The sequence below is a fragment of the Aeromonas salmonicida genome (assembly GCF_028355655.1).
GTDB lineage: Bacteria > Pseudomonadota > Gammaproteobacteria > Enterobacterales > Aeromonadaceae > Aeromonas > Aeromonas salmonicida.
In genome coordinates, this window is the sequence record NZ_CP110645.1 from 2,331,482 (window position 1) to 2,357,285 (window position 25,804).

The following is a 25,804-nucleotide window of genomic DNA, read 5'->3' on the forward strand; positions in this document are numbered from 1 at the left end:
CTCCCGGACAGTCGCTGTTACATCATTTCCAATATGGTGCCAACCAAGACGGCCAGCCCTTCAATCACTTCCCTCTTCACATTCCTGATACTCCAGTTCGGTGAAGTTGAGGTAGTGGGCGGCCGCTTGGTCGATGGCAGCCACTCTGATCTGCTGGCTGGTCATCGGGTGGTGTGCCTCGATGGTGCCGGTTAGCCGATCCGGTGCAGCGCCAAGCTCGGTTGCCGCATTCAGGGTGTAGTGGTAGCGGTGCATTTCGTAGATCCTTCTGTGGTGTCAGCTTGCCAATGGTAGCCACCGTGTTTCTCTTGCTGGCCAGCGAGGCAGCGGGTGATGCTGACTCTGACAAAGCCGCCGATGGTTTCCGCATCGGTGATGCTGTCGAATCTGACGACCTGCTCTCCTGCGGTGCCTATCACTGGTGTCTTGTGCCACTGTGGGGTCTGAACTGCATCGACATAAAGGCGGCGGGTGTTCCGCCCCTTGCCGTTGGCATCAAGGATGCAACTGTGCTCAACCCTAGTAGTGAAACGAGACTCCCGATGGATCTGGCTCATCACCATGCTGGCCTTGATCGCAGTGATGACGAACTCAGCTGCCACATCCCCACAGAGAGCCCCCTCTACCCGGGTATGCACCCACTCGGCAACGTTCTGAACGATGCTCATGCTGCCTTCCCGTCATGCAGCGAGAGCGCAAGTTGCTCGCCTTCAGGCTTCAGTAAGTGCTTTGCCATCTGGATGGCGCTACTAAGCGTGGTTTCTTCATCGGCCCCGCCATCCTGCAGATCGCGGATATAGCCAGCCAGCAGTCGGGTAGTTGCTGGGGTAAGCAGATCCGCTTCATCAATCTGATAAATGATCGACTTGATGGCTGGGAAATGTTGCCAATCGTTCAGCGGCTCAATAGCGTGGATTACCTCAAACCCCATCTGAGTCAGAGCGACCTCTGTAACAGCTGTGTGGTCATCGGCCTCCTTGGATAGATCCCAAGATGGATCCCAACCAGCCGGCTTGGCTACCGCGGGCTGGTCCTGCAGTAGGGCTGTCTTGGTAGAAACGACCTTGGTGATGGCCTTGCTGGCCCTTTCGTTAAGCACAACAGCCTGGCGGTGGATCATGTCGAGGATGATCTGGCCGGTGGTGATAAGGTCATCCCGACGCAGGCGTGCTTCTGGTCGGCGATCGCCTTGCCAGCTGGTATCGAAGATCACCACTGCAGAGGCAAAGCCTGAGGCGCTGGGCTTGTCTTTCTTGGGATCGCGGGGGACGTACCATTCCGGCACTTCAAAGCCGATGCGGCCACTGATGAACTGTATGAAGTCGGCATCCTCCGGCCACCAAGCCTCGCTGGTTGCGGCTTTGATGAGCAACATGATCTTGGCACCTTGAGCCCGTTGCTCGCGGCAATAGTTGAGAATGGCCTCCATCCCGGTGATGGCGTTGCCGTCAGCATCCGTGCAGGGGCGGGAGTAGGGCGGATTGCCGAAGGCGGCTCCACCCAGTCGGTGCAGGTCCGAAGCGAGATCCTGGGTCAGGGCATTATCCTCGGCGTCGTAGTAGTTCGGCACCAGGGCGTTGCTGTCGTCAGCGAACATGTCGAGCACCACTGGCCCCAGAGTGGGGGCGAACTGGTGGAACAGGCCCCAGGCCAATGCCTTGGGGGTCTGCCACTGATCTCCGATCTGCTTGAGTTCATGGTCAGGCTGGACCTGCAGTTGAGCCAGCGCTTGGGCATAGTGGTTCATTCTGGCTCCTTTAGCTGCTCAAGGTGACAAGCAAAGAGTGCGACAGCACCATCTTCGGTGTCCCAGATCCCAAGCAGAAACCACCCGTTCCCGGCTGGAGGGGTAGGGGTCCACTGCGCGACGATATCGATGTAGTCACCGTCATTTTCCCACTTATCAGCAAGATCCTCTGGCGCATCATCTTCCATTGTTACGAATGTGCAGGTGATCTCTTGCTGTTCTTTCCACCTGGTGTATTTGTCATCCAGGACCTCACCAAAATCCGGAAAGTCTGGATGTATCCAAATTCCCATCTGGTCTCGCGTCACCTTTACAGGTGCAATGCGTGGTTTCATGGTTCTTCCTCACTTGTTGCGACCCATCCCCCAGATCAGGGCTTGCCCTTCCTAGCCGACTCGGCCTTCTTCGCGATCCTGGCTACTGCGCGGGCCGCCTTGAGGCACTCATCGAACACCTTCCCTTTGGCGAAGATGGGTGTCCGGTCGAAATAGCGGGTAGCTTCTGTCACACCCAACGAGACTGCATGGGGAGGGAATTCCTCTTTCTCCAGCATTGCCTGGGTATGTTTGGCAATGAACTCGCGTGGGTGCATGGCTGCCTCCGCTCTTTCTGAAACAAGTCTCATCACACAAGCGACAGGCAATAGGAGTCCGTGACCCGCTGATGGGCCGCTATCGCTTGTGGGATAAGGGCCCCGTTGCCGGGGCCAGGAGAGAGCATTAGCCACATGCGTTGCACCTGTGGCGGTGGCTTGAGCACTTCACAGTGAGTCAGCCGTTCTGGTTGTTGGTGCCGGTGCGCCCTCACGGACAGACCTACCTATCGAAACTGTCGCCTCTCGGCGAGTTGCTTTGCTGGCGCTTCACAGCGGGACAAAGCATCCGCTTAACCCCGCGGTGGGAATGTGGTGGCCTACGATTGCAGTTCTTATCGGCACCTCCCGGCTGCTTGCAGCTGATGGGATGGTTGTCACCACAACTCAGTTGGTTCTGGTCGCCGGTTCGCTCGTCCGTGGGCGCTAAGCCTCGTAAGTCCCCTGCAAAACCAACTACCTTGAACAACAATGAACCAAAGGTATATTCTTGTAAAGTACCATTGGTTCATTTATTTCTTTAGATAGCAAAAACCCGCCAAGTTGGCGGGTGATCAGAAATGATGATGGGTCTATTCAGGAGTATACGAGCCGATAACCACGCCGCAGATTTTGGCGGGTTGAACATGATCATTGATTGTGTAGCGAGGGTTTAAGGCCTTTAAATATGTTTTACCCGTCTCGTTTTCTGCCAATTCTTTAAAGGTACAACTGCCATCTTCCAGACCTGCAATGACACGTAGCCCTGCTTTGGGGGCATGATCGGGATCGACAAAAATTATCGTTCCCTCTGGATAGCTTCGCTGGCCATTTGGATTAGTCATAGAGTCGCCACGTACAATTAAAGCAAAAGTACGAGGCCCAGCCTTGGGATTGGGGCAGGCATAGTATGGCGTATCATCCGCAATAAAGTCGGGGCTATCTGACAAGCAGAATTCACCAGCCTGCACCCAGGAGATTAAAGGCACCATCTTGATATTACTCGAGGGCACAGGGATCAGCTCTTGTTCTCTATCTATTGCCTCTTCTCCCAACTGAAGCCATACGAACGAGACACCGAGGAAATCTGCCAGTTTACGCCCGTTTTCCGAGGTAGGGATGGCTTCATCATTCAGGTATTTGCTGATGGCCTTGGGCGTGACTTTGATGGCATCAGACAAAATTTTGCCTCTGCCCCGCATGGGTAAGCCTTTCTTGTCAGCTGCATGATGTAGCCGAGCCGCATATGAATCGCGGTCTTTCAGTTTGTGAACCATACGTTCAATACTATATGCGCTTGTATGTACTTTCAGTTCCGATCTATGATGTACCAAAGGTTCATATTCATTGAGGTGCATATGGCCTCTCTACGAGAAGTCATCGACTCCATAGGTGTAAAAGTGGCGGCGGATGCGTGTCTAGTTAGCGTTCGGGCTGTTTATAAATGGCGAAAAACTAACACGCTGCCCCATACGGATTACAGCGGTGTTACTCAGCATGCAGCTCGCCTTGCCGAGGTATCCGGCGGTTTATTTTCACCAACTGAAATATTGGCATGTGGTCGGCCCAAACCCGTAAATGCATGAGGTCATCATGACAAACACCACCGAAATAACCACGTTAAACCAGGGTTCTGTTTTGCGTACCGATGTACTGACCGCGGCGTATTTGCTGGGGCAGGCCACGAACATCAGTGATCTTGCTCGCAAGTTAGGCAAGAGCCCTGTGGTACTGGCCAATAAGATGAACCCCGATTGCGACAGTCACCACCTGAATTTGGGGGAGGCGGTCGCCGTCACTGAACTGGCAGATGACAACTGCATTCTGGAAGCATGGGCTGCAGGTCGTGGCCTGATGTTGGTTGCGAGGCCTCATGGCTCTGTCAGTGATGATGAGCTGGTGGAACAGGTACTGCTGGCCCAGTCCGTGTTCGGCAAGCTGATGCAGGCCATTCATGATGCCCGTGCTGATGGGGTGATTGACCGAATAGAGCAGGGCCAGATTGAACGGGTTGGCGCCTTGGTTGCTGAGCAGGTGATGGGGCTAATCTGTTCTACCGCCGCCAATGTGCGACAGCTGCCGACGACTGCCAACAACAAGTAGAAAAGGGCGGCCCCGCGCTGCGTCAACAGCCGGGACCATGGTTCAAACATCGAAAGGGATGTGAACATGAAAGATCTTATCCAACCGAGCTCAGTCAGGCAAGCAATGCCGCAACTGCAGTTCGTCAACGGATACCGGCTGGTGGTGATGGGGCTGTCGTTACCCATCAGTGCTGAACAGGCCAGGATGGTGTTTGCCCAACTGCAGCACATGGGAGGCAGTCATGGGTGAAGTTGTGAGGCTTTTGGCCCAGGTAGCCACCTCGGCCCGAAAGAAGGTGTGCAACATGAGTGACAACCGTCGCAGCGGCTATGTGGTGTGCTGGCGCTCGTTGCTGCAAGCAGAGTGGGCCCGTAATGCCACCAAGCTGGCGGCCTGGATGCGGTTGATCAGCATGGCGGCCTATGAGGCTGGCCCTGTGCACTACAAGGGACGTGACTGGCATCTGCTACGTGGCCAGTTGGTGATCAGTGCCACCGAGCTGGGCCTGCAACTTCGTGACGAGCGAGGCCGTGGGCTCGACAAGAAGGGGACAGAGCGCATGCTGGCCTGGTTTGCCAAAGAGGGAATGATTGAGCTGCGTGGCACCCCCTGGGGAACCATCATCGAGATCTGCCACTATGACGACTATCAGGCTGTCGTGCAGCCAGTCGCAATCAATTGCGAATCGTTCGCAACAGAGCAGTTTGAGGGCGCGACAAAAGGGACACCCATCGGGGTACCGACCGGGGCGCCGAGTGTCCCGCCCAATCCCTTGTCCGGCGCGGTTTTGAGTGTGGGGGATGGGGCGCCCACTGTCCCGCCCATCGGGGCCCCGACCGTCGCGACAACAGAACAAGAAGTAAAAGAAAAGGAAACTACAGAGGATCTTAAACAGATCTCTTGTCCGGTTTCTGACGAAACCGAACGCGACCGGAAGGATACGGCCTCGTTGTCCATCAGCGTGGATGCAAAGACCGTGCTGGCACACTTCAATGCGGTAGCCGATCGCCGTTACCAGGCCAAACCCACCGCCCTGCAAAACATCAATGCCCGGCTGACAGAGGGACACAGCATGGCTGACCTGATGCTGGTGGCCGAGTTCAAAAGCGCCCACTGGGCGGCCGACCTGAAGATGGCCGAGTACCTGCGCCCGATGACGGTGTACGCCCCGCAGAAGTTTCCGGGATATCTCGCCGCAGCCCGGCGCTGGGAGCAGGTTGGGCGGCCCCGCTGCGTGAACGGGGAGTGGGAGGGCTTCGAGCGCAAGCGCCCCTTGTCCAATCTGGCACAGGCCCAGCAGCAGGCTCAGGCCATCATGGCCGCTACGGGAGGGATCGGTTATGACGATAACACCATCCTGTGACATGGCCGTGCTGCACCAAGGCGGCCTGCTTACCGAGCAGCGCACTGCCGACCCGATCGCTTTGTTCCTGGCCCACGAGTTGTTCCCGATGATGACGGCGTTCTGGCCCGCCAGTGCCAACCAGCTCGACAGCAACACGAGCAATACCGCCCAAGCCTGGGCGCTGATGCTCAGGGGCTTTCCTGTCGGTCAGGTTCGCGAAGCGGTGGTAGTGCTGGCCGAGGATGCCAGTCGTCAGTTCGCACCGCGTCCGGCTGAGGTCAAGGCCGCCATCTTGCAGCGCAATCCGGTACCGAAGTGTGCCCCAGCTGGGTGCTTTATCTCCATCCGTGCCTGCGAGATGCAGGCGGAGGCCAGGGTCTATGTGCGTGATCGTCAGGTGACCGATGAAGCGCTGCAGGCCGAGTTGCAGCAACTGCTGGCAGAGCTGCGCAGTGAGGGTGTGACGATTACGGGGAGGATTGCGTAATGGCGGGTCAATTCAATGCGAATGTCGAGCGCGATGTGCGCGAGGCGAAGTTCTGCCGGGTGGTTATCTATCCGCCGGTGCGGGGCTGGGTAGGTGAGCGGGTGCACCTGGAGGTGTCGAACTCGCTGGATACCCTAGGCAAGACCGATGCTGCTACCGGTGCTGGGTATTACCTGGTGTGGGATGGGGCTGAGGAGGCACGGGTGGAAGCTGCGCGGATCCGGGGGAAGGCGGTGGAGCTGGTTAGGGTAGGGGCATGATGCACTACTACGCCCAACACACTCCTACCCGGGATTGGCAAGCCCCGCTGCTGGGCATCGAGGAGCTGGTGAAGGCGCAGGAGGCCGGCATCTGTGTGTCGATCGGGATGTGGGTGATCCACGATATCGGCTTTGGTGCCTGGAGCGCCGAGATAGGGGAGATTGTCGGGACTGCCATGAACAAGGCAGCTCATCAAGCCACCACCGGGAGGGGGAGGAAGGGATGAATATTGAATGGATGCTGTTGGCCCTTATGTTGGCCTGGGCTGCGTTTCTTGCTCTTGTTTGGCTCTCGCTGCGCGAATGGCTGCCTGAGGAAGAGGAGCTTGGTCTGGAGTGGGATGAATTTGAGGTAGAGCCCCGACTGGTATCAGCCTGTCGTGAGCTCACCGAGCTGGCGGCGAAGACCAAGGAGGCCAGTCATGGTTAAGGCTTTCTTCCTGCTGATGTATGTGTTTGTGGCGCTGTTTGCGCTGGCTCATATGCCCTACGAGGGTGGGATTGGCTGGCAGATGTTGCATGCCCCTGTGGTGTGGGTGATCTCCGCGGGTTGGGGGTTGGTTATGTTCCCTCGCCAAGTTACCCGTCTACTGCTTGCTCCGCTGCGGGCCGTTTTACTGGTGCTGGTATGGTGCGGCACCCTGCTGTTGGCGTTGGCAAAAGCCGTCTTGGTGACGCTGAACCGTATGAATCGCGATCTGGCCGGGGAGGCCCATCATGACCATTAAACCGAAGGAACTGACTGAGCAGGGCCTGATCGACTTGGCCGGCGTGAAGGTGTATATCGCCGGGCCGATGAGCGGTTTGCCCATGTTTAATCGGCCTATGTTCTTTGCTGCCGAAGTCTATCTGCACGGCCAGGGGGCATGGGTGATGAATCCTGCCGTGCTGCCGGATGGCTGGACTCATGACGTCTACATGCGGATCGCCATTCCCATGTTGATGGAATGCGATGCGGTGGCCTTTTTGCCTGGTTGGCAGCAGAGTAAGGGGGCGCGGCAAGAGTTTACCCGGGCCCATGCCTTTGGGTTGGATCTGCTGCAGCTTGATATGGAGATAGTGGCTGACGAGCCATGGGTGAGGCGGCATCTGCCGCTGGTGGTATAGATGAGACCCTGCTTTTCATTACCGTGAGGTAAAGGTTCCATGAGTAAGTTTACTAGCCGCAGCGCGGCCAGAGCACACCATTTACAGCAGCAAGCCAGCAACCCGGCTGGTGCGGCACTTAACGAGAGTGCTGCGTTGTTCCATTCCATCGACACCGCCTGCCCGGGTCTGACCGCCGCCGAGGCTGCCCGCCGGGTCATTGCCTCTGAGTCACTGGCTGTGCGCCGTAGCGCAAGTTACCAGCTACTGGCTCGTCTGGGCCCACTGCTCGATAAGCTGGAGACGCTGGGATGACCCCGATCCATCCTGTGTTTGTGCCAGCCATGGGGCTGGTGCTGCTGGAGGTGGGAGAGGGGCTGTCCACGTTGCGTTCCTCTCTTAGTAATCGTCCGGCGGTGTTGGTCCCAGCCTGCGAAAGGGGGGATCTGCTGGCGCAATTTCCTGAGCTGGCCAGCGCTCTGCTGGATCCTGCCATCGTTAATGCCGCCGGTGGCGAGCTGGCCTTGCGTAGTGTGGGTCAGTGCCTGATCGGCGAGGGCTGCATTGGCGAGTCGGTCACCACCGAGATGGGTGGCCTGCCGCTCCCCCTGTGCTGGCACCACGACAACGAGTTCCGCGACGGCCAGCTGCCGTTCAACCAGGGTGAGCATGCCGAGGCAATCGCCCGGGTTTTGCTGACTCGGGTGGCGGGCTGGTGCGGGATCGCCCTTGCCCAGTTGCAGGCGCGGGATCTCTGTTGGTGGGCCAGCGTGTTCAAGGTACAGGGTCTGCTGCCCATTGATGTGGTGCGCCATGCTTGCCGGCTGCCGCCGGTGGGGCCAGACAGGGTGCTGATCCCTGGGCGTGGTTATCGCGAGACCGATGCCCGCTATCGGGTGAGCCGCCCCGAGCTGATGGAGCAGGACCCGCTGGTCGAGCTGCGTGGCTGGCTGCGCATCAAGCCAGTGGTGAAAACGATCGATCCTGAGCCTCCGATGCTACACATCCCCCGCCCCAAGATGAAACGGTGGGAGTCTGCCAACTATCTGGCGTTCGTGCGCCAGCTGCCTTGTGTAGTGACCGGCCAGACCGATGGCATCGAAGCGCACCATGTGGTGGGGCACGGGCTCAGCGTGATGGGCAGCAAGACCCATGACCTGATGACCTTCCCGCTCTGCCACCAGGCACACATGAAATTGCACAACAACGGTTGGCAGCAATGGGAGCAGACCCACGGCAGCCAGTTGGATCACGTCGCGATGACGTTAAACAAGGCCGCTGGCCTGGGAGTGTTTGGATGACGCCATACAGTGCGAAAGTCGTGAAGGCGCGGGCTCGCCCACAGCCGATACCGGGCACCATGAACAAGACCGAGCAGGCCTATGCCGATCATCTTCGGCTGCTGATGCTGGCGGGGGAGGTGCTCTCCTATGAGTTCGAGCCGCTCAAGCTGCGGCTGGCGGACAAAACCTTCTACACCCCGGACTTTATGGTGGTGCGTAAGGATGGGTTGATCGAACTGCACGAGGTGAAGGGGTTCTGGGAGGATGACGCCCGAGTCAAGATCAAGGTGGCTGCCAAGCAGCACTGGATGTTTACCTTCGTCGGCGTGATGCGCCATGGTACCAACTGGTCACTGGAGGCATTCTGATGCGACTCGAATATGCACTTTCGATTGGGCAACCCCGTTCGGCGATGATCCAGACCATCCAGTCGCGCTCCACTGGTCCTTCTCACCTGACCCAAGCTGATGTGCTGGGGGCGCTTGGGCTGGTGCAGAAATATGAAGGCGTGGGACTGGCGCTGATGATGGCCCGTTACACAAAAGATAAGGCCAGCCATCACAAGGCGGTGATCGGGGTGATGGCCGAATGCAGCAAGCTGGCGCCTAGGTATGTGGGAAGCATCAAAACACGCGGCCAGGGGATGGCGCTGAAGGTGATCGCCGCAGTGGCCGTGCAGCACTATTGCCGCACTGCGGATACACCGGGTGCCGCCTGTCAGTGCAAGGGGAGGGGGAACGTGCGTGATATGGAAGCGTCCCGATTACACGGCAAGCCCGTCGACAAGCCTTGCCCCCGTTGTGGTGGTACCGGCCTGCGCCCCATTCCTGGCACGCAGATCCGGCGCGCTATCGGACCATTGCTGGGCACCTTGAGCCGCGGTGAGTGGGAGCGGCAGTGGTACCCGCTCTATCAGGCTATGCTGGCCTGGTGCCATGTGCAGGAGAGCGAGGTGGCGGCGTTCTATAAGCGGGTGACGGTGGCGTGAGGGCTATCGGATTTGGGGAGTGCGAATTTTTTACAACCAGAACCAGTGTCATGGCGCCATTGATGAACCATCGTCGGTAGAGTTTGAATTTGATTCATTTCTCAGCGGCAAATTTTCTAGAAAAGAGAGTATAATCAGTCTATTGTAAGCCCTTGCTACCACCTGACAGCAATAAAATAGGAAAGTTATGATTTGGAACAATAGCAAAATGGCAACCTGAATCGACCGTATAAATGACAGGTGTAATCATGTTAATTGGATACGTCCGGGCCTCTAAGGCCGACGGTTCGCAATCGACACACTTGCAGCGAGATGCGCTGGAGTTGGCCGGCGTTGATCTGAAGCATGTGTATGAAGATCACGCATCGGGAAAGCGAGAAGATCGCCCAGGACTAACCGCTTGTCTGAAAGCACTCCGCGAAGGCGACACGCTGGCGGTTTGGCAGCTGGACAGGCTTGGTCGGGATCTGCGTCATTTGATCAATTCGGTGCATGACCTAACCGCGCGCAGGGCGGGTTTAAAGGTACTGACCGGCTATGGCGCAGCAATCTATACGACAAGCGCAGCCGGCAAACTAGTGTTCGGCATTTTTGCCGTATTAGCAGAGTTTGAGCGGGAGTTAATTTCCGAATGCACCATTGCCGGATTAGCGTCTGCTCGGGCGCGAGGTCGTAGCGGAGGGCGGCCATTCAAAATGACGCCTGCTAAGTTGCGGTTAGCGATGGCTTCCATGGGCAAGCCAGAAACAAACGTGCGCACTTTGTGTGAGGAACTCGGTGTGACGCGGCAAACTTTATACCGACATATGTCCCCTCAAGGAATGCTCCGTCCGGACGGCAAAAAACTGATCAAGGCGTAAGCTCAAGTTCGTGAGTGGTGTGGATACAGTAATGGCACTCACGTGTTTAAAACACTATAAAAGGAGTAAACCTTGTCCAATGATACACATGCAATACGGCATTCAATACGAGATCTCCTCAACGCTTTACACAAAAACTTCGGTACAAACATAGCAACGTTGCCTAGTGATGCAGATCCAGTGCTTGACGATATTGATTTGAATTCTCGGATTATCAGTGAAATTAGGGCGTTGCTAAGTTCTAATTTTTGTGTCAGCGACGCCCACAAAAGAATATGCGCTGATATTTTAGATGAAGTTTTTTCAGACTTCTCGCTTGCAATGTATCTATGCTCTATCGGTCTAATTGTACCCGCGCGGATGTCAATTCGCCGGGCGTTCGAACTCTCCCTCGCAGCAGTATATATGTGGGATTTGCCCCACGAATATTGGGGATGGCGAGAGAAAGATCAGGATTTGAGTTTCTCGGCAATGGTATCTCATTTGAACTCTCCTGGCTACATAGCATACTTAGCGCAACAAAGGCCGAGCACTACGGCTTCCGTTATATGCGATCAAACGAATTTTCAGGATATATACCGGCAATTAAGTAATACGGTGCACGGAAAGGTAAGTGGCCTACCAGCGCTTTCTCCAGAACGTTTTGCCTCAGATAAAAATGGTCTGGTGATGCAATTTCGATTAATGCAAAAAGCGCAAAAATTAATTATTGCACTTCTATTAGGCCGTTTTGACGGACTGGAGGAGCTCTTAGCAAAAAACTTTCCCCAATTTAAGAGAGTGTAACGATGTCTAAACCCACATTGGAAAATGACCTTCTTCAGTTTAATAATGAAGATCTTCTTCAGACTGCACGATGCGAAGATTTGTTGTACGAGCAAATTCAACAAGTGTCGGTACTTGGAGAGTTTGAGCGAGGCGTGATTGATGCGCTTAAAGGTAGTGGCGCTAATCTGTTAGAAGGCGCTAGAGGAGTAGGCAAATCAATGCTCCTGCGGATGGCGGAGATAGAGTTGGATGAAAATTTCCAGGAAGAACGAAAGCTTGGTGTATATGTCAACTTTAAGACAAGTACGTTGCTAGAAGGGGTGAAAGCGGATGAGCGTGACGCTTTCCAAATATGGGTGAATATAAAAATTCTGGAAGCCCTTCACGAAAAGCTTCTGGCATTGAACCTAATTGCCAAAACTGGTGCAGCTGACCCATATCAGCGCGTATTCGGAGTTTCGTCCGTTCTTGAGACAAAAGCGATGTTGGAGGAAAAAATTCACCTTCTCCAAAAATTGGCATTCAGCAAAGGTGGTCAAGAAAAAATAATCAATGAGATCGGCGCTGATTTCTTAGCCAAGGCTCAGGACACAAGTTTTTTAGTAAATATTATAAAAGAGGTGGCAGAACTTTTCTCGTTGCAAAAAATCCTATTTTTTTTCGATGAGGCTGCGCATACTTTTATACCTAGTCAACAGAATATTTTTTTTGAGATATTCAAATTGCTACACGGTGGCAAGGTGGCGTGTAAAGCTGCGGTGTACCCTACTGTTACTAACTATGGCCGAAATTTCGAAGTTGGTCAGGATGCTATAGTTTTGTCTGTCATTCGATTTGATCCTGGCGAAAGCGGTCGACGGGAAAACAGGCTGCACTTTCGGTCTATTCTCGACAAGAGAATTCCCAAGACTGGTAATCTACGAAAAAAGATCTTTGCGCGGGGCGCTGAGCTTGACCTTTGCATAGATTTGTCGAACGGTAACCCGCGAGCGTTGTTGCATATACTCAATAGCGCGATATCCGGGAATAGCTCATTGTCCGAGCGCTCAGTCAATTTAGCGGTTCAAAACTATGTCGATCAAGCCCTTTTGCCATACCACACCAGTTTAAACAAGCGTCTACCCAAATATGCCTCTCACATCCGAGTAGGTCTCGACCTGCTGCGGGGTTTTTTAATCCCTGAAATTCGAGCTAAGAATCATCGTCGAACTAAGAGTGAATATCAATCAGCTTTCTTCACGTTACAAAGGGATATGTCGCCAAATCTGAAACTCTCTCTAGATATTCTTAGTTACTCCGGAATGGTTTCACAATTGGGCACTGTAAAAATCAGAGGCGGAACAGGTCCGCGTTACCTTGTAAATCTCGCTCTTATGGCTACGGAAAAAGCTTTTGACACGCCGAAAACATCCGATGCGATTGCAAGGCTTAGTCTTACCGATTATCGAGAGTTCTCATCGTCTGACGCCCAAATTAAAACATATCTGGACTCACTTTTGGCGAACGATGACGCATGTCCCTCCTGCTCAGCACCGTTGCCGCAAAATGCCAAGTTTTGTAGTGAGTGCGGACATAAAATTGTTGTCACCTCAATTGTTAGTGCTCTATTAGAGGAAAGCGTCGATGAGTTATCTATAAGCGGTCGACTTATAGACCGTATTCGTCCGAAATTTTCGAATGTTGGATCCGTTGTGCAAGCTAAGCGGAATGAGTTGATGACGATTCCCTATATCAAGGATGTGCGATCACGGATCATCAAGAATGCGGCGGACGAGTTCATTTCAGGTTGAGCATTGGCGGCGGCTGTGCAGTCGCCTTCTGAAAATGACAACCGCGATCCACGGCAGGCTGTTGCCCCCGGTAATCATCCAGTTCGGCCCGCCCGCTGGCCGGGATCCGCAGAGCGGGATAGAACTGATCGGAGCGCTTTATAGATTTCGCCTCGCGCAGCAACGCCGCATTCAGGCGCTCCACGACAACCAGGGGCGTTTTGTTGATCGGAGAGTAGAGGCCTAGCCACCAGTAGGGCTCCTTGTCATGGAGGGGATAGCCATTGGATGCCGCTTGCCAGTGCAGGGGGATGGGGAATGTGCGGGATATGGAGGCATCCCGGTTACACGGCAAGCCCATCGACAAGATCTGCCCACGCTGTGGCGGCACCGGATTGCGCCCCATTCCAGGCACGCAGATCCGACGTGCGATCGAGCCGCTGCTGGGCACGCTGAGTCGCGGCCAGTGGGAGCGGCAGTGGTACCCACTTTATCAAGCGGTGCTGGCCTGGTGTCATGTGCAGGAGAGCGAGATGCAAGTTTTCTATAAGCGAGTTACGGCAGCGTGATATCTGCCGTCCTTTAGTGATCCCCTCATTCTGGGCGACCCGAACAGGAGGTGCTGCCTCATACCGCCCAAGGGGACCAGTTTAGCAGCTATGATTGGCTGAATTTTTGCGGAAGCACCGGCTTAAGGCCTGTATGAGCAGACGCGGCAATTGTCATGATAACGCGGTGGCTGGGAGTTTCTAGAAAACCCGGGGCGATTCAGACTTAGGGTTAATCCAGAACCTGGTAGTGGAAACCTAGCCTGCTTCGTTGGTTTCATTGGTATTTATTTGATCCGCTGCAAACTTACTCTCTGTTTGCTCTCGCGTGGGACTCACGTTGCAGTATTATGCTCATTCGGCTATTGAGGCATCAGCCAGCCCTCCCATGCTCTACTCATTCTCTCGCCTGCACCGCTATAAATTTTCATAGCGAGCAAAGGCGTATTAGACAGGAAACAGAAAATGCAATTCGTCACCCACGGCCCTGACATACCTGATGCGCTTCTACAGGCTCATGAAGAAGGTCGAGTGGTGTTTTTCTGCGGTGCTGGCATTTCTTACCCAGCAGGGCTGCCCGGTTTTTCAGGACTCGTGGATAGGCTCTATCAAGAACTCTCTGTTTTGCCAGATTCTGTGCAGCAGTCTGCGATAAAGGCGGGGCAGTTTGATACAGCAATAAGTTTGTTGGAAGCTGATCTCGTCGGTGGTCGGGAAATGGTGCGGCGCTCGTTAGCGAGTATCCTGCAGCCGAACCTGTTGGCCCAAAACGCCACTACGACACATGAAGCCCTGCTTGCACTATCACAAAATAGTGATGGCTGCACTCGACTCATCACAACCAACTTTGATCGCGTGTTTGAGGAAGTTAGGTTAGCTAAATCACTTTCAATTCCAGATTTCAAAGCACCACTTCTCCCTGTGCCCAAGAAACGGTGGGATGGATTGGTTTATTTGCATGGAGTGTTACCTGAAACGCCAACGGCAAGCGACCTGGATCGCTTGGTTTTATCAAGTGGAGACTTCGGCCTCGCTTATTTGACCGAACGCTGGGCTGCCCGCTTCGTCAGTGAGTTATTTCGCAACTTTATCGTCTGCTTCGTTGGTTATAGCATCAACGACCCTGTGTTACGTTACATGATGGATGCTTTGGCCGCAGATCGTTTGTTAGGAGAATCTCCTCCGGAGATGTTTGCTTTTGGTAGTTTTTCCAAAGGCAAGGAATTGGTGCGCGCTAACGAATGGAAGGCGAAGAACGTAACACCCATTCTCTATCGTGAACACCAGCGCCACGCTTACTTACATAAGACCCTGAGGACCTGGGCAGACACCTATCGCGATGGTTCTCTTGGCAAGGAACAAATTGTTACCCGTCATGCTTTGACACGACCATCTGCTAGTACAAAGCAAGATGATTTCGTAGGGAGGATGCTCTGGGCTTTGTCGGACAAATCGGGTCTACCGGCGAAGCGTTTTGCCAACTTCAATCCAGCACCTTCACTGGAGTGGCTGTTGGGGCCATTCACGCATGAGTGCTTCGTACATGGTGATCTGGCCCGTTTTGGCGTGCCGCCCCAGCGCGAAGTGGATACCAAGCTGCGCTTCAGTCTGATTCAGCGTCCCGCGTCCTATGACCGCGCACCTCAGATGTTACTAGTCTCCGGAGGAGTGACTGGTAGCAAATGGGATGACGTAATGTTCCATCTGGCCCGCTGGCTGACACGCCATCTGGATGACCCCAGACTTCTCATCTGGATTGTTGAACGTGGTGGGCAGTTGAACGACCGTTGGCTGTCGCAGATCGAAAGCAGACTGGATTGGGTTGCTGAACAGGAGCGTGATGGCAAGACCTCTGAGCTGGATGAAATACGCCTAAACGCACCCAAGGCTATTCCTGGCCCCCTTATGCGCACCTTGTGGGGACTTTTGCTCAGTGGTCGGGTGAAATCACCACAGTTCGATCATGATTTGTATCGCTGGCGAGGGCGTTTCAAGCGCGATGGGTTGACCATCACATTGCGCCTGGAGTTTCGTGAGTTACTCGCACCCAAAGTGGTTTTGAAGAAACCGTATCACTGGAGCGATAACGACTCGAACGGCGATGATGAACCAAGGCGCATCAAGCAATTGGTGGACTGTGAACTTGTACTAGCCACCGATCACGTACGTTCCTCTCTTCGTGATTTAGCCGGCGAGAACTGGACATTTGCCCTGCCGCGCCTGCTGGAGGATTTTCAGCAACTGCTGCACGATGCACTGGATCTGTTGCGCGAGCTGGGTGAGGCAGATGAGCATCATGACAGATCGGACTGGGTTCTCCCGTCCATCACGCCACACTCGCAAAATCGGGGCCGCCATGATTGGGTCTGCTTGATAGAGTTGCTGCGCGATGCGTGGCTGACGGTTCGCGTGGCCAATAATGCACGAGCCAGGCGCATCGCTCAGTCTTGGTTTGAATTGCCGTACCCTACCTTCAAACGCCTGGCCCTGTTTGCCGCGAGCCACGACGATTGCATCCCGCCTGAGCAGTGGGTGGATTGGCTATTGGTAGACGACGCGTGGTGGCTATGGGCCGCAGAGACTGGACGTGAGGTGTACAGACTGTTCGTTCAGCAGGGACTGCATTTGGCTGGAATCAGTCAAGAACGTCTTGAAGTGGCCATTTTGGCTGGCCCTCCGCGTGAGATGTATCGGAGCGACCTGGAAGCAGAACGTTGGCAAGGTTTGGTGGAACGCTCAGTCTGGCGGCATCTGGCCAAATTGGATACATCTGGCCTAGCTCTGGGGGTATCTGCAACAACTCGTCTGGCGGAACTCACAACTGCCTATCCTCATTGGCAGTTGGCGACTAACGAACGTGATGAGTTCTCGAGCTGGATGAGTGGCACAGGCGATCCCGATTTCGTGGTTACCCAAAATGTCGACATTGCCCCCCGTAAGCGACTGGATCTGGTGCAATGGTTGTCAAAGCCGATACAAGAACCGAGTCATTCATATGAAGATACATGGCGCGACGTTTGCCGCACGCGTTTCTTTCACAGTCTGTTAGCGCTGAGGGATTTGGCACAGAAGAACATCTGGCCCGCCGGCCGATGGCGCGAGGCGCTGCAGGTATGGGCTGAAGAAGGCAATTTGTTACGTTCCTGGCGTTACGCTGCACCGCTGGTCAAGGTTATGCCCGATGCTGTTCTCCAGGAAATTGCCCACGGCGTTACGTGGTGGATAAAAGTTGCATCCAAGTCCATCAATAGTTACGAAGTTATCCTGATGGAGTTGTGCCACCGTGTGCTTGCGCTACCGCTTGAAGCTGGCCTAGGCCCTAGCTCCATTCGTGATGGTGTCGAAATCTATGACCCCATCGACTCTGCGATTAACCACCCGATTGGAGATATTACTCGGGCGATCATTAATGTCTGGTTCAAACGGGATCCTAGCGATAATGATCTGCTTCCGGCTGATCTCAAGCCTATGTTCACTTCTCTGTGCAACGTGCAGATGGAACGATTCCGTCACGGCCGAGTTCTCTTGGGAGAGCAATTGATCGCATTTTTTCGTGTGGACCAACCTTGGACCGAACAGCACCTTTTGCCTTTGTTCGGCTGGAGTAATCCGTTCGAAGCAAAAGGTGTATGGGAGGGGTTTCTCCTTTCTCCTCGTTTGTATCCGCCATTGATGACCGCCTTCAAGTCACAATTCCTGGATAGTGCAAACCACTATGTCAAGCTTGGCAATCAGCGCCAACAGTTCGTAGCCTTCCTGACCTATGCGGCATTGGGTCCGACCGAGGGGTATACCCTTGGTGAATTTCGATCTGCGATTGGTTCGCTCCCACAGGAAGGCCTGGAGAAATCAGCGCAGATACTCACCCAAGCCCTTGAAAGTGCAGCCGATCAGTGTGAGGAATACTGGAAAAATCGTGTGCAGCCGTTTTGGCAACAGGTGTGGCCAAAATCCCGCGACCTAGCCACCCCGCGAATCGCCAACTCCTTGGCTTGTTTGGCGATTGCCGCCAGAGGTGAATTCCCGGTGGCTTTAGCTACGGTGCAACACTGGTTGAAACCGATTGAGCGCCCACATTCCGTCGTTCATGAACTGCACGAGTCGGGCTTGTGCCAACGTTTCCCTGCGGAGGCAGTGCTGCTCCTGAATGCAGTGATTGCCGAACCACAGTCGGTACCCGAGAAGTTGGAGCAATGCTTGCGTGAGATTGTGCAGGCGTCGCCACAGCTTGGGCAGGATGCCCGTTACCGGCGGCTTCAAGAGCATTTTCGAATGAGGGGCATGTAATTCATCCCACCACCGGCAGTTCTGTCAGCACTGTGGTATAGCGTGGGCTGAGCTGCTCGCGCTTCATCATCCATTCACTAGGGCAATGGCATTGGGCATGGCTTACCCCAGCTTGGTCTTGTGGATCACGAAGGTGACTATCCCGAAAATCTCCAGCTCTTGCCCTTCCCTCAGATAGATAGGGGGGAAGTCAGGGTTGGCCGGCAACAGGGCAGGGCACGGAGCTTCTTGACTGTGAAATCACCATCGAGGCAGGCCAGTACGATAGCGCCATGGCTGGCCTTGATCGCTCTGTCCACGATAAGCAGATCCCCATTATTGATGCCCGCTTGCACCACGCTATGACCACTGGCCCTGATATAGAAGGTGGCCGCGTGGTGCTCAATGCAGAGCTGGTTCAGGTCGATGGTCTGTTCGATGTAGTCCTGCACCGGGCTGGGAAAGCCGCATACGACAGGTGACAGATTAAAGAGGCTGCTCAATGCTGTCCGGAGTTGGGTGTGGGGTGGCAAACATGGTAGCTCGCTAGTTACTGTTTTTATACAGAGTAGCGATATTGCTCAGTAATTGCATGGGGCGTCAATTGGGTCGCAATCAAAGGTAAACGACCGTGTTTTGCGTACTTATGCTTGATCTGTAGCAAACTTTTCGATACTGACACTTTATTTGCGCTATTCAATAGTTATGATATCCAAATGGTGACTGCACCTTGTCTAGGGCGGTCGTTGTTGTTGGTCGGCTTGTTAACTTGGGACTCTAACTCAATAGTAGGTATCCTGCATATCTGCTAAATAAGGTTATAACTTTGAAAAATGTAATACTAGTAATCACAAGTAGTCATGATTTAACTTGCGACTATTTGATATCAAAATATAAAGATTTGGTTTTTTTTCGTTTTAATGTTGATATGTTTTCATCTTATGAAATATCTATTTCATCTGAGCATTTTTTGATTAAAAATAAATATAGAGAAGTTTGTAGTAATACTTGTATGTCAATCTACTTTCGAAAGCCGGTTCAGGAAGACCTCACGGGGGTTTATGAAGAGAAATATCATCAATTTTCATTTAGAGAGTCATACTCCTTGGTTGAGGGGATAGCAGAATACTTTTCTGGTAAATGTTTAAGTCGACCTTCTTCTATGAGGCGGGCTGGGAATAAAGTATTTCAAGCGTTAATTGCTAATGAGGTTGGATTTAATTTGCCAAAGTTGTTAATAAGTAACAGTGCCGATGCTGTAAAAAATTTTTGTAAAGAAAAATCTATAGTCAAACCATTATCAGTAGGTACGATCACTGACAAAGAGCATAAAGAATACGTTCAAACTAATATCTATGATGAACAATATGACACATCACATCTAAAGTATACACCTGCATATTTTCAATTGTTTATAAATAAAGATTATGAGGTTAGGGTTACATTTGTCGGCAAAAAAGCCTTCTCTGTAAGAATCGATTCTGAAGATCCTGTAGATTGGAGAAGATTTGGGAATAAAGTCAATTACAGTATATGTGAAATTCCAAATAACATATATAGTAGTTGCTTATTGTTTTTAGAGAAAACTGAAATGGCGTTTGGTTGTTTTGATTTCATCGTATATAAAAACGAATGGTATTTTTTGGAAATGAACTCTAATGGGCAGTGGGCTTGGCTTGAGTTTGAAACAGGATTGCCAATATCTGAAAGTATTGTAGGTTACCTGAATGCGTAAGCAACTATGTCAATTCATATTAAACATGTTAAATTGGTCGCCATTTATACATGTCTCTGATGACGAACTTTTCGGATCTGTTAGTGCAGATTATACAAAAAGAATTTCACTATTAGAACTTCCACTTGGGAAGTGGAAGTTCTATCTCTTTACAAGAGTAAAAACAAATAACGGTAAAGCAAAGTATAAATTTTTTCACTTACTTGATTTTGATTCAGTGTGCAAAATCAATTCAGAAGAAATTGTAAATGAAAAAGTAACCAATTATAAAAATTTTATATCAGGGTTAGATGATGGGCTAATCAGAAATCAAATTGAGTTTTTAAAAGATAAAATATCCATGAATCAAGCTAGAATTGCTAGTGGATATAATAAAACAAATATGTACGTTGCTATTGTACTTGTCTATTTTGGTTTTGTTTTATATTTAATTGGTAAGGTTGTAAGTCTAGCAACAATAAATTATTGGTTGTTCTTTTTGACATTTTTTGTTGGATATAATGCATTTAATTGCGCTTGCTTTATTAAATCATCTCTTTCAATTAGGGGATATATCAGGTCGTCATTCGGCAGCATTAAAAATGATACTAGTATAAAGGAGTTAGCATGCGCATATTACAGAGATTGGTATTCAACTAACAATGAAGGAGATGTAATAACATCCTATGTTGGCAATGTTGAAAAGTATTTTACAAGAAGCCTTGTTGTGTCTATTTTGGTTTTGGTAATTTTATCTATAGGGGATAAAACAGATCTTTTCAAGGGTAATACCACACATCATAATAACGAATTTCTGATTTTTAATGAAGCTGGAGAGTTCCAGAAATCAGAGTTTATGTTACTTATGAATAAAATAAACGAAGGTTCCGAAAAAGTATTTATAATCAATTGTAAAAGTGAGAAAAAAGGGGCGATTATTCGTGATTTCATTACAACGACGGTGTCTGATCCAGCGCGAGTTGTTGAAATCAGCTTAGAGAATAAAGTCGTAAACTCAGAAGTTATAATAGTGAAGTTAAAGAGGGTGGGGAAATGAGGCCATATGTTCTTAATTACAGTAAAGTAATGAAGATTTGTAATGATAATTTCATTTTTGATGAATGTAAGCAGACTAACCAAATCGTACAGGTTGATGTGACAACACAAACATTTACTATGGAAAGTAGTGATGATGATAGTGTTATACTTACAACTAGCACTAAAATAACAGAAACAATAGAAAATTCCGATGAAGATTATTTATGTATTTCTCAATCAACATTAGTAACAAATGTTATCGAGAGTGGCGATAGTGATGAGCTGAGTGATAGTTTCGCAAAAATATCACGAGTTAAAAAAGATAGGTTTTCTGGCATAATCGCGCCCAGAGGTTTCGGCCTCACATGGACAACAGAAACTATAGAGCCATCTGATGAAGATGAATTACATCTATTCTCAGGAACAACTCTTGTAACGAAGGTGTTAGAGCCATCTGATGATGAGTGCTCACCTCATTAACAATTTTATTTTTGGCAAGCTTATAATAGTTGCAGAAATAATACAAAATTTGTTAATGTTATTTCTAATGATGGAGGACTGCACCCTAACGGGTTCAGTCCTTTTTTCATTGCACGAAAAACAAAGCCCGCACAGCAATGTGGCGGGCTTTTTGTTGCCTGAGAGATAGTGGCGACCTGGCGGTGCGTGAACACCAACAGGCCACCTAGCCACATGCACGAGGTCACGGGCTAAGCCAAGGCCACCATTGCTCTGCAGAGCGGGGTGAGCTTATCACGCTTAAGGACCCCTGAGCATATGTACGAATTACGATGCGGCCATTGCGGTAAGAAATTGGCAAATTTTGTGGGGCAGATCGACATTAAGTGTCCCCGTTGTAAGGCCATCAACAATGCGAGTGCCTCTGAGCCCCTGCTTGGAGGTAGTCATGGAAAAACAATTACAGGACGGGTGGGTGCGGTTGGTGAACGCGGACTCGCTGGAGTTTATCAAGACGCTGCCGGCGGCAAGCGTTGATCTGATCGCGACTGATCCGCCCTATTTTGGGGTGAAGCAGGAGGCGTGGGACAACCAGTGGGAGAGTGGGGCTGAGTTTTTGGCCTGGCTCGATGCCTTCCTGGTGGAGTTTCGGCGGGTGCTCAAGCCCAATGGCTCGGTATACCTGTTCTGTTCACCGCGGATGAATGCGGATGTGGAGATGCTGATCCGGGATCGCTTCCGTGTGTTGAACCATATCGTGTGGGCCAAGCCATCAGGGGTATGGAACCGGATGTGCAAGGCCGATATGCGAGCGTACTGGCCGGCGAGTGAGCGGATCATCTTTGCTGAGCAGGTGGGGGCGGAGGGGAGTGCCAAGGCGGGATCGGGTTATGCGAAGGCATGCCATGATCTGCGTCGTCAGGTGTTTGCCCCACTGATTGAGTATTTCCGCTATGCCCGTGAGGTGACCGGTGTCAGTGCTGCCGATATCAACCGCGTAACCGGTACCAAGATGGCTGGCCACTGGTTCAGTGCCAGTCAGTGGCAGTTGCCGAGCCGAGAGCAGTATGCCCAGTTGCAGGTGCTGTTTGCAGAGCGGGGCAGGGCACTTGGGAAGGATTATGCCGGGTTGAGTGAGACCTATCAGGGGTTGCACCAGACCTATAGCCATCTGGTGGCATCCTATGATGAGTTGCGTGCGGAGTATGAGCAGTTGCGCCGGCCGTTCTCTGTAACCCAGGATGTGCCGTTTACCGATGTGTGGTTGTACCCATCCGTGCAGGCCTATCCGGGTAAGCACCCATGCGAGAAGCCACTGGCTATGATGGAGCATATCATCCGGACCAGCAGCCGCCCTGGTGATGTGGTGGCAGACTTCTTTATGGGGTCGGGCACTACCGGCAAAGCGGCGATCAGGTTGGGGCGGCGGTTTATCGGGGTGGAGCTTGAGAGGCCGCGGTACCTGCAGACCTGTGCGGAGGTGGAGGCGTTGATAGGCGCGGGTAAATAGCGTTAAGAGGCTGCCTGCCGACGGGGACGTGTCGGCAGGCAGCGTAATTATTGAATTTCATGTACAGCTAACCAGTTGATGAGCTTGTTGTTGAAGGCATCTGAATCAATAGCATGGTGCGCTCTGCGATGGCAATTAGGGCACAATGCGATCACATTTGCTGGATGGTCAGGTCCACCATCTGAAAGCCGAAACACATGATGAACCTCAAGAAACGGGCCCTTCTTACTGAGAAATGGGGCTGGTTGTGTACAGCCTTCACAATTGCCGTTAGATCTTGCAAGGGCATAGCGCTTAATGGCTTCAGAACGTAACGCTACATTGGTTAACTTTTGCTGTTGAGGGGCATTACTCGGTGCATCTGTCAGCGCAAGAGCCCTGAGCTGTGCCAAAGAGAGTTTGGATGGTAGCTTCTTGAGTACTGTGTAGCTGGCCTGTGGCGTTTGAATTTGGTTCCCATTTTGTATTGGAGCGAGAAACCCAAGGTGGAAGATGATTGCCACTCTTGGAACCCCATTACGGTCTGGTCGTAGTTCAGTATGATGTCCTAAACATTCGACTTCACCGAGAAAACGGACATTGTTGTCTGACTGATATTCGAACAGAAGAATGATCTTGCCATGAGCTGCATGACTGGCAATGGCTTCGTTCCCACGAACCATTTGCATATCGCCCGTTTGCCCTTCACCCGTGTACCAGAATGTTCCGTCTGGTCCTGGCTTGTCGTGATATCCATATGCAGCTCCAGAATCGCTGGTAAAGGCAAAAATATAGGGCACTGAGGCAGGTGTGGATATCCCGCCTTGTTGTTGCCCCTTGAAGGGCCCATGGATATTAAGTCGTCTGTTGTAAATGCTACCGATGATGAATGGATGAGTTGGGACGATCACGTGGATTGCTCTCAGGCTGCTTAGTGAATGAGCTGATTTATCAGATATTTTTACTGAGGTTACGTGAGTCTGAATGTCGATCGCAAGCCGGAAAGTAGTCAATTGTGACTTGCCCTGGAATAAGTCGCGATCACGTTGGGGTGGAGCTGGAGAACCGCGTTACCTGAATGTTCCTGGAAGAGGTGGTTAGGTGTAACGTTGGAGCCGCACTTATGGTGCGGCTTTCATCTGAAGGGACTATTTAACAAGCCATGTCGTTAAAACATTATCGAGTTTTACCAATGCCTCTTGATGTTTTTCTGGGTTCTTGTCTCGTAGCTTTTGCAAATTCTGTAGTTTCCATCGAATCGCGGGTAATTGCTCTGCGGTAGGTACATCAAACAGTGTCCAGTCAGGCTCTCCTCGTTTGAAGGATAGGAGAAAGTCTTTATCGCGTGGGATAAACTGGGCTTTTAAAGCGGCAAACATTGCTTCGGGGACTTCAAGCAGCTCCTCCAAGGTGACAGGCTCGTTAGTCATTCCTTCAAACTCCTGTTGAAACGCGTCAGAGAGATCTTTCCATCTAGGGTCCATCACTTCGCTGATAGGTCTGGGATGGCCCAGTGTGTAAGCGAGGAAGCCCACGAATATCTCCCGGGTTATCCCCTCTGCAGCCAATAGCATTCGGACGTCAAACAGATCCCGTGGGTGTTGTCTGTCCATTGCAGCGCAGAGTTTGCCCCCGTAAAGGTCAGGCATGCTGACAACTGCTATTTCGGCGTAGCCAAACTCAGTTTCGACATCTTCAACCACAGGAAGCACCTCGGGGTCATGTAGTGTGCCTCGGGCAACTGGCGAGAGTTCGATTTTGATCGTCGCTGCGCCTGTGACGATAATCCTGAGTTCATCCCCGTTATTGTCTTGAAGACGGGCTTGTAGGCCTTTCTGGCTATTCGCTTGTTCGACAATGCGCTGCAATGCGGCCCTGACATTGGCTATCGCTTCTTCTCGAGGCTCTAGTGGCAGATAGGATAAGTCGATATCAACAGACAGTCGGGGGAAGTCACGTACAAAAAGATTGATAGCAGTTCCCCCTTTTAGGGCAAACATCTTCTCATTGGCGATGATTGGCAGCATCTTGAGCAGTAATGCTACCTGTCGGTAATAGACGGAGTCTTTATTCATGATCGATCTCTGATGCTACGAAAAAAGGTTCTGGCACGGTTATTTGATAGCGAGGTTCTAACCGCCCTTGTGCGACAACTTGGCGTTTGCCGGTTCCCAATGTGATCTGGGTTTCATCGAGTCTCTTTGTCCACTGATGGCGATAATAATGGGAGAGAAAAAGAAATACCCGATTGGTTTGGACTGCTTTGCTCCGTGTCAATATGGATTGCACTTTACGAGGACTCAAATTAGTCAATCCTTGAAACAGCTCCGCAGCATGCTCAAAGCTGATATGTTTACCTATCGCGTTTACTACCTCATATGCGGCGAGTTCGGGGCAGCTGGCTCGGAGTTCTTTGCCCTGTACAGTGATCAGTGTGAAATCTTTTTCGCTTTGCTCTGCCAGTTTCGATGTGCCGATAAACAACCAGGGTGAGCAGTCAAACTCACGAAACCATGCTGGGAGAGAGCTCTTACTCTCACCACCGAGCCAGACCTGCTCTTTTCCGAGTTGCAGATAGTGACTTAGTCCTTGGTATTTCAGGCTTGTGAGACCTGCTATGTGGGGATGGCGATTCAGTTGATTGGTGATGGCTGCGAGAGCATCAGTCCAATCAGGTAGTGAATTCTGATAGGGATTAGGGCGGTAGTAGACGCCGTTGGTCATTTTTTTCAACCAACCGCTGTTTGCATACTTAGATGCCAAGGAGTAGCTGATACCGTTTTCTATGAGCCATGGTTGCAGCACCAACGAACCGGGTGGGGCGTGGTTAGCTAACCAGTTTATCTTTGATGATATTTTCACGCCTGAGGTGTCATTTTTCATGAAACTATAAACTTTTGGTTTAACATTTCAGGCATTATAGCACCTCAGGTGTTAATATTTCACGTTTTACAAACCGCTGGTTGGCTGTGTAGGGTACGATTGGTACTGGGCATAGAAATATTGTCTTGGACAATCGCTAGCAGTTTTTGCTAACGTAG

General features: G+C 51.7%; 35 protein-coding genes and 1 pseudogene. 24 read left to right on the plus strand and 12 right to left on the minus strand.

Annotated features, from left to right (window positions below; all coding sequences use genetic code 11):
• Window positions 1-60 precede the first annotated feature (60 nt).
• The 6 genes from ONZ54_RS11160 to ONZ54_RS11185 all read right to left on the minus strand — a co-directional run bounded on the left by ONZ54_RS11160 (window position 61) and on the right by ONZ54_RS11185 (window position 3,676).
• Window positions 61-255, minus strand: coding sequence for a hypothetical protein (locus ONZ54_RS11160; protein WP_234579660.1), 195 nt, complete (start codon window positions 253-255; stop codon window positions 61-63).
• Window positions 231-668, minus strand: coding sequence for a hypothetical protein (locus ONZ54_RS11165; protein ID WP_271788165.1), 438 nt, complete (start codon window positions 666-668; stop codon window positions 231-233). The genes ONZ54_RS11160 and ONZ54_RS11165 overlap by 25 nt, the downstream gene beginning before the upstream one ends.
• Complete coding sequence (locus ONZ54_RS11170; RefSeq protein WP_271788166.1) at window positions 665-1,747, minus strand: phage N-6-adenine-methyltransferase; 1,083 nt, start codon at window positions 1,745-1,747, stop codon at window positions 665-667. Before ONZ54_RS11170 ends, ONZ54_RS11165 begins: the two co-directional genes overlap by 4 nt.
• A complete protein-coding gene (locus ONZ54_RS11175; RefSeq protein WP_271788167.1) occupies window positions 1,744-2,082 on the minus strand; it encodes a hypothetical protein in 339 nt (112 codons plus the stop codon). The genes ONZ54_RS11170 and ONZ54_RS11175 overlap by 4 nt, the downstream gene beginning before the upstream one ends.
• Window positions 2,083-2,117: 35 nt before the next feature.
• Complete coding sequence (locus ONZ54_RS11180; protein ID WP_271788168.1) at window positions 2,118-2,339, minus strand: hypothetical protein; 222 nt, start codon at window positions 2,337-2,339, stop codon at window positions 2,118-2,120.
• A 572-nt stretch (window positions 2,340-2,911) separates the two neighbouring features.
• Entirely contained in the window at window positions 2,912-3,676 is a 765-nt protein-coding gene (locus ONZ54_RS11185) for a LexA family protein (protein ID WP_271788169.1), read from the minus strand.
• A gap of 235 nt (window positions 3,677-3,911) precedes the next feature.
• Here ONZ54_RS11185 and ONZ54_RS11190 point away from each other — a divergent pair, with 235 nt between their 5' ends.
• From ONZ54_RS11190 to ONZ54_RS11265, 16 genes are all read left to right on the plus strand, one after another.
• Window positions 3,912-4,421 carry a phage regulatory CII family protein gene (locus tag ONZ54_RS11190; RefSeq protein WP_271788170.1) on the plus strand — a complete coding sequence of 170 codons (510 nt, stop codon included), beginning with the start codon at window positions 3,912-3,914 and terminating at the stop codon, window positions 4,419-4,421.
• Between the two features lie 66 nt (window positions 4,422-4,487).
• A complete protein-coding gene (locus ONZ54_RS11195) occupies window positions 4,488-4,652 on the plus strand; it encodes an RNA-binding protein (protein WP_271788171.1) in 165 nt (54 codons plus the stop codon).
• Between the two features lie 55 nt (window positions 4,653-4,707).
• On the plus strand, window positions 4,708-5,766 hold the full coding sequence (locus ONZ54_RS11200) for a conserved phage C-terminal domain-containing protein (RefSeq protein ID WP_271788172.1): 1,059 nt from the start codon (window positions 4,708-4,710) through the stop codon (window positions 5,764-5,766).
• Window positions 5,744-6,235 carry a hypothetical protein gene (locus tag ONZ54_RS11205; protein WP_271788173.1) on the plus strand — a complete coding sequence of 164 codons (492 nt, stop codon included), beginning with the start codon at window positions 5,744-5,746 and terminating at the stop codon, window positions 6,233-6,235. The genes ONZ54_RS11200 and ONZ54_RS11205 overlap by 23 nt, the downstream gene beginning before the upstream one ends.
• Window positions 6,235-6,495 (plus strand): hypothetical protein, encoded by a 261-nt coding sequence (locus ONZ54_RS11210; protein ID WP_271788174.1) that lies wholly within the window; start codon window positions 6,235-6,237, stop codon window positions 6,493-6,495. Before ONZ54_RS11205 ends, ONZ54_RS11210 begins: the two co-directional genes overlap by 1 nt.
• Window positions 6,492-6,722, plus strand: coding sequence for a hypothetical protein (locus ONZ54_RS11215; protein ID WP_271788175.1), 231 nt, complete (start codon window positions 6,492-6,494; stop codon window positions 6,720-6,722). Before ONZ54_RS11210 ends, ONZ54_RS11215 begins: the two co-directional genes overlap by 4 nt.
• Window positions 6,719-6,925: a hypothetical protein gene (locus tag ONZ54_RS11220; protein WP_271788176.1), complete on the plus strand. Its 207-nt coding sequence runs from the start codon at window positions 6,719-6,721 to the stop codon at window positions 6,923-6,925. The genes ONZ54_RS11215 and ONZ54_RS11220 overlap by 4 nt, the downstream gene beginning before the upstream one ends.
• A complete protein-coding gene (locus tag ONZ54_RS11225) occupies window positions 6,918-7,223 on the plus strand; it encodes a hypothetical protein (RefSeq protein WP_271788177.1) in 306 nt (101 codons plus the stop codon). Before ONZ54_RS11220 ends, ONZ54_RS11225 begins: the two co-directional genes overlap by 8 nt.
• Window positions 7,213-7,602, plus strand: a complete 390-nt coding sequence (locus ONZ54_RS11230) for a DUF4406 domain-containing protein (protein ID WP_271788178.1) — start codon at window positions 7,213-7,215, stop codon at window positions 7,600-7,602. Before ONZ54_RS11225 ends, ONZ54_RS11230 begins: the two co-directional genes overlap by 11 nt.
• A gap of 39 nt (window positions 7,603-7,641) precedes the next feature.
• On the plus strand, window positions 7,642-7,896 hold the full coding sequence (locus ONZ54_RS11235) for a hypothetical protein (protein ID WP_271788179.1): 255 nt from the start codon (window positions 7,642-7,644) through the stop codon (window positions 7,894-7,896).
• Window positions 7,893-8,882: a DUF968 domain-containing protein gene (locus tag ONZ54_RS11240; protein ID WP_271788180.1), complete on the plus strand. Its 990-nt coding sequence runs from the start codon at window positions 7,893-7,895 to the stop codon at window positions 8,880-8,882. Before ONZ54_RS11235 ends, ONZ54_RS11240 begins: the two co-directional genes overlap by 4 nt.
• Window positions 8,879-9,232: a DUF1064 domain-containing protein gene (locus tag ONZ54_RS11245; protein ID WP_271788181.1), complete on the plus strand. Its 354-nt coding sequence runs from the start codon at window positions 8,879-8,881 to the stop codon at window positions 9,230-9,232. The genes ONZ54_RS11240 and ONZ54_RS11245 overlap by 4 nt, the downstream gene beginning before the upstream one ends.
• Entirely contained in the window at window positions 9,232-9,852 is a 621-nt protein-coding gene (locus ONZ54_RS11250; RefSeq protein WP_271788182.1) for an antitermination protein Q, read from the plus strand. The genes ONZ54_RS11245 and ONZ54_RS11250 overlap by 1 nt, the downstream gene beginning before the upstream one ends.
• A gap of 248 nt (window positions 9,853-10,100) precedes the next feature.
• Window positions 10,101-10,712: a recombinase family protein gene (locus tag ONZ54_RS11255; protein WP_271788183.1), complete on the plus strand. Its 612-nt coding sequence runs from the start codon at window positions 10,101-10,103 to the stop codon at window positions 10,710-10,712.
• A 72-nt stretch (window positions 10,713-10,784) separates the two neighbouring features.
• A complete protein-coding gene (locus ONZ54_RS11260; RefSeq protein ID WP_271788184.1) occupies window positions 10,785-11,498 on the plus strand; it encodes a hypothetical protein in 714 nt (237 codons plus the stop codon).
• Between the two features lie 2 nt (window positions 11,499-11,500).
• Window positions 11,501-13,270 (plus strand): zinc ribbon domain-containing protein, encoded by a 1,770-nt coding sequence (locus ONZ54_RS11265; protein WP_271788185.1) that lies wholly within the window; start codon window positions 11,501-11,503, stop codon window positions 13,268-13,270.
• On the opposite strand, the gene ONZ54_RS11270 is transcribed toward ONZ54_RS11265, so the two are convergent.
• Entirely contained in the window at window positions 13,257-13,610 is a 354-nt protein-coding gene (locus ONZ54_RS11270; RefSeq protein ID WP_271788186.1) for a hypothetical protein, read from the minus strand. The two genes, ONZ54_RS11265 and ONZ54_RS11270, sit on opposite strands and share 14 nt — an antisense overlap.
• Between ONZ54_RS11270 and ONZ54_RS23265 the strand changes: the two genes are divergently transcribed.
• From ONZ54_RS23265 to dsr1, 3 genes and pseudogenes are all read left to right on the plus strand, one after another.
• The gene (locus ONZ54_RS23265; RefSeq protein ID WP_416995700.1) at window positions 13,579-13,818 is read left to right on the plus strand and encodes an antitermination protein Q; all 240 of its coding nucleotides are present in this window, start codon (window positions 13,579-13,581) and stop codon (window positions 13,816-13,818) included. The genes ONZ54_RS11270 and ONZ54_RS23265 overlap by 32 nt on opposite strands.
• Window positions 13,819-13,853: 35 nt before the next feature.
• A pseudogene (locus ONZ54_RS11275) lies at window positions 13,854-13,999 on the plus strand (IS3 family transposase); the annotation flags it as partial.
• Window positions 14,000-14,262: 263 nt separating this feature from the next.
• Window positions 14,263-18,084, plus strand: a complete 3,822-nt coding sequence (gene dsr1 / locus ONZ54_RS11280) for an anti-phage defense-associated sirtuin Dsr1 (RefSeq protein ID WP_271788187.1) — start codon at window positions 14,263-14,265, stop codon at window positions 18,082-18,084.
• 1 nt (window position 18,085) lies between these two features.
• Here the strand turns inward: dsr1 and ONZ54_RS23270 are convergent, their stop codons facing one another.
• Window positions 18,086-18,154, minus strand: a complete 69-nt coding sequence (locus tag ONZ54_RS23270) for a DUF4113 domain-containing protein (RefSeq protein ID WP_416995728.1) — start codon at window positions 18,152-18,154, stop codon at window positions 18,086-18,088.
• A 100-nt stretch (window positions 18,155-18,254) separates the two neighbouring features.
• On the minus strand, window positions 18,255-18,566 hold the full coding sequence (umuD, locus tag ONZ54_RS11290; RefSeq protein WP_271788188.1) for a translesion error-prone DNA polymerase V autoproteolytic subunit: 312 nt from the start codon (window positions 18,564-18,566) through the stop codon (window positions 18,255-18,257).
• Between the two features lie 323 nt (window positions 18,567-18,889).
• Between umuD and ONZ54_RS11295 the strand changes: the two genes are divergently transcribed.
• The 5 genes from ONZ54_RS11295 (at window position 18,890) to ONZ54_RS11310 (ending at window position 22,784) form a co-directional block, all read left to right on the plus strand.
• Window positions 18,890-19,798, plus strand: coding sequence for an MvdC/MvdD family ATP grasp protein (locus tag ONZ54_RS11295; protein WP_271788189.1), 909 nt, complete (start codon window positions 18,890-18,892; stop codon window positions 19,796-19,798).
• Window positions 19,791-20,834: a hypothetical protein gene (locus tag ONZ54_RS11300; protein ID WP_271788190.1), complete on the plus strand. Its 1,044-nt coding sequence runs from the start codon at window positions 19,791-19,793 to the stop codon at window positions 20,832-20,834. Before ONZ54_RS11295 ends, ONZ54_RS11300 begins: the two co-directional genes overlap by 8 nt.
• Window positions 20,835-20,863: 29 nt before the next feature.
• Complete coding sequence (locus ONZ54_RS11305; protein ID WP_271788191.1) at window positions 20,864-21,295, plus strand: hypothetical protein; 432 nt, start codon at window positions 20,864-20,866, stop codon at window positions 21,293-21,295.
• A gap of 297 nt (window positions 21,296-21,592) precedes the next feature.
• On the plus strand, window positions 21,593-21,811 hold the full coding sequence (locus tag ONZ54_RS23275; protein ID WP_101315174.1) for a Com family DNA-binding transcriptional regulator: 219 nt from the start codon (window positions 21,593-21,595) through the stop codon (window positions 21,809-21,811).
• Window positions 21,723-22,784: a DNA-methyltransferase gene (locus tag ONZ54_RS11310; RefSeq protein ID WP_271788192.1), complete on the plus strand. Its 1,062-nt coding sequence runs from the start codon at window positions 21,723-21,725 to the stop codon at window positions 22,782-22,784. The genes ONZ54_RS23275 and ONZ54_RS11310 overlap by 89 nt, the downstream gene beginning before the upstream one ends.
• A 47-nt stretch (window positions 22,785-22,831) precedes the next feature.
• Here the strand turns inward: ONZ54_RS11310 and ONZ54_RS11315 are convergent, their stop codons facing one another.
• The 3 genes from ONZ54_RS11315 to ONZ54_RS11325 all read right to left on the minus strand — a co-directional run bounded on the left by ONZ54_RS11315 (window position 22,832) and on the right by ONZ54_RS11325 (window position 25,646).
• Entirely contained in the window at window positions 22,832-23,674 is an 843-nt protein-coding gene (locus ONZ54_RS11315; RefSeq protein WP_271788193.1) for an HNH endonuclease, read from the minus strand.
• A gap of 237 nt (window positions 23,675-23,911) precedes the next feature.
• Window positions 23,912-24,838, minus strand: a complete 927-nt coding sequence (locus tag ONZ54_RS11320; protein ID WP_271788194.1) for a nucleotidyl transferase AbiEii/AbiGii toxin family protein — start codon at window positions 24,836-24,838, stop codon at window positions 23,912-23,914.
• The gene (locus ONZ54_RS11325) at window positions 24,831-25,646 is read right to left on the minus strand and encodes a type IV toxin-antitoxin system AbiEi family antitoxin domain-containing protein (RefSeq protein ID WP_465248789.1); all 816 of its coding nucleotides are present in this window, start codon (window positions 25,644-25,646) and stop codon (window positions 24,831-24,833) included. The genes ONZ54_RS11320 and ONZ54_RS11325 overlap by 8 nt, the downstream gene beginning before the upstream one ends.
• Window positions 25,647-25,804: the final 158 nt, after the last annotated feature.